The following is a 3,362-nucleotide window of genomic DNA, read 5'->3' as shown; positions in this document are numbered from 1 at the left end:
TGGGTGTGTTGTGTCAGTGACTGCATAGTGGACGCGAACAGTGTTTCGTTTTGTGTTTGGTTTGTTGAAACCGGTTGTTGGTTTGTTTGGTGTATTAGTACCGGTCGCCTCCACACATTGCTGTGCTTCCAGTTCCGGCCTATCAACCCAGTCGTCTTCTGGGAACCTCAAATGAAACCTCATCTTAAAACAGGCTTCCCGCTTAGATGCTTTCAGCGGTTATCCCTTCCGTACGTAGCCAACCAGCTGTGCTCCTGGCGGAACAACTGGCACACCAGAGGTACGTCCGTCCCGGTCCTCTCGTACTAGGGACAGCCTTCTTCAAGTTTCAACGCGCGCGGCGGATAGAGACCGAACTGTCTCACGACGTTCTGAACCCAGCTCGCGTGCCGCTTTAATGGGCGAACAGCCCAACCCTTGGGACCTACTCCAGCCCCAGGATGCGACGAGCCGACATCGAGGTGCCAAACCATCCCGTCGATATGGACTCTTGGGGAAGATCAGCCTGTTATCCCCGGGGTACCTTTTATCCGTTGAGCGACACCACATCCACAAGTAGGTGCCGGATCACTAGTCCCGACTTTCGTCCCTGCTCGACTTGTAAGTCTCGCAGTCAAGCTCCCTTGTGCACTTACACTCTAAACACCTGATTGCCAACCAGGCTGAGGGAACCTTTGGGCGCCTCCGTTACATTTTGGGAGGCAACCGCCCCAGTTAAACTACCCACCAGGCACTGTCCCCAACCCAGATCATGGGCCAAGGTTAGATATCCACTACGGTCAGAGTGGTATTTCAACAACGACTCCACAACCACTGGCGTGGCCGCTTCAACGTCTCCCACCTATCCTACACAAACCGCACCGAATGCCAATACCAAGCTATAGTGAAGGTCCCGGGGTCTTTTCGTCCTGCCGCGCGTAACGAGCATCTTTACTCGTAGTGCAATTTCACCGGGTCTGTGGTTGAGACAGCAGGGGAGTCGTTACGCCATTCGTGCAGGTCGGAACTTACCCGACAAGGAATTTCGCTACCTTAGGATGGTTATAGTTACCACCGCCGTTTACTGGGGCTTAAATTCTCCGCTTCGGACACAATGTCCTAACAGGTCCTCTTAACCTTCCAGCACCGGGCAGGCGTCAGTCCGTATACATCAACTTCATCGTCTTCGCACGGACCTGTGTTTTTGATAAACAGTCGCTCCCCTCTATTCTCTGCGACCCACGCCAGCAACCACGATCGCATAGATCGGGCACCAGTTTGGGTCCCCCTTCTCCCGAAGTTACGGGGGTAATTTGCCGAGTTCCTTAACCACAGTTCTCCCGACCGCCTGAGTATTCTCTACTTGACTACCTGTGTCGGTTTCGGGTACGGGCCGTATACACACATCGCTAGAGGCTTTTCTCGGCAGTAGAGGATCACCAACATCACCCAATACGGGCTACGCATCACGCCTCACACTATTGACAGCCGCATTTGACATGCTGTCGTGCCACACGCTTGCACCGCAATCCAATAAGCGGCTTGGCTACCTTGCTGCGTCACCCCATCACTGACCTACAACGGATCAGGCCCCACGCATCACCACCAACCACACATCAAAGATGTGCATGTCGGCGGATCTGGGTGGTTAGTATCACCGCTTCGATACTGGGCGCGTATATACGGGTACGGGAATATCAACCCGTTGACCATCGACTACGCCTGTCGGCCTCGCCTTAGGACCCGACTCACCCTGGGAAGACGAACTTGACCCAGGAACCCTTAGTCATTCGGCGGATACGATTCTCACGTATCATTCGTTACTCATGCCTGCATTCTCACTCGCGTGCAGTCCACCGCTTCTTCCGATACGGCTTCACCCCACACACGACGCTCCCCTACCCATAGTAAAAACTATGCCGCGGCTTCGGCGGTGTGCTTGAGCCCCACTACATTGTCGGCGCAGAACCACTCGACCAGTGAGCTATTACGCACTCTTTCAAGGATGGCTGCTTCTAAGCCAACCTCCTGGCTGTCTTCGCGATCCCACATCCTTTTCCACTTAGCACACCCTTAGGGGCCTTAACCGGCGATCTGGGCTGTTTCCCTCTCGACTATGAAGCTTATCCCCCACAGTCTCACTGCAATGCTCAAACTTCACCGGCATTCGGAGTTTGGCTGACGTCACTAAGATGATAGTCCCGCTCGGCCATCCAGTAGCTCTACCTCCGGTAAGCACACATCACGCTGCACCTAAATGCATTTCGGGGAGAACCAGCTATCACGGAGTTTGATTGGCCTTTCACCCCTACCCACAGCTCATCCCCTCAGTTTTCAACCTAAGTGGGTTCGCGCCTCCACAACCTCTTACAGCTGCTTCACACTGGCCATGGGTAGATCACCCCGCTTCGGGTCCAGGACATGCCACTTGACACCCTCTTAGGATTCGCTTTCGCTACGACTACCCCACATAACGGGTTAACCTCGCGACATGCCGCTGACTCGCAGGCTCATTCTTCAAAAGGCACGCCATCACACACAAACGGTGCTCTGACGGATTGTAAGCGCATGGTTTCAGGAACTCTTTCACTCCCCTCCCGGGGTACTTTTCACCATTCCCTCACGGTACTATTCACTATCGGTCACACTGGGTATTTAGGCTTACCGGGTGGTCCCGGCAGATTCACAGCAGATTTCACGAGCCCGCTGCTACTCGGGGAAAACATGATCAGACAACATATGCAACGCCTTCACGTACGGGGCTAATCACCCGCTCCGGCACGCCATCCCAGACGTTTCCGCTAACGCACACACACCATCTTGCGGTCAGGTAGCCCGCAACGATCACACCCCACAACACCGCACACGCAACCCCTACCCAGGTATCACACGCACACGGTTTAGCCTCATCCGCTATCGCTCGCCACTACACACGGAATCACAAATTGTTTTCTTCTCCTGTGGGTACTGAGATGTTTCACTTCCCCACGTCACCTCCACACAGGCTATGCATTCACCTGCAGGTAACACCACACAACTGGTGTTGGGTTTCCCCATTCGGACATCCTCGGATCAACGCACTGTTGGCAACTCCCCGAGGCTTAACGCAGCCTCACACGTCCTTCATCGGCCCAGCATGCCAAGGCATCCACCATACGCCCGTAACACAAAACAACAATTACGGCCGCTACAAAAACTGCAGACACTCAACAAACAAAAATTACACAAAAAGAACAAGATGCTCGCGTCCACTATACAGTTCTCACACAACACACACCCCACGAAGACCAACCACCACAACAGATGATCAACCAACAATGGAATGCCACACAAAAGGAACACACAATGTTGCCCCAGACACCCAACAGCATGCCAACACACCA

1 rRNA gene is annotated in these 3,362 nt (G+C 53.9%); it reads right to left on the bottom strand.

Annotated features, from left to right (window positions below):
- Positions 1-73: 73 nt before the first annotated feature.
- Positions 74-3,156, bottom strand: a 23S ribosomal RNA gene (locus HMPREF3171_RS00005).
- Between the last annotated feature and the right edge of the window lie 206 nt (positions 3,157-3,362).

Source organism: Corynebacterium sp. HMSC08F01 (assembly GCF_001807545.1).
Taxonomy (GTDB): domain Bacteria; phylum Actinomycetota; class Actinomycetes; order Mycobacteriales; family Mycobacteriaceae; genus Corynebacterium; species Corynebacterium coyleae.
This window is presented reverse-complemented; position numbering and strand designations above follow the sequence as displayed.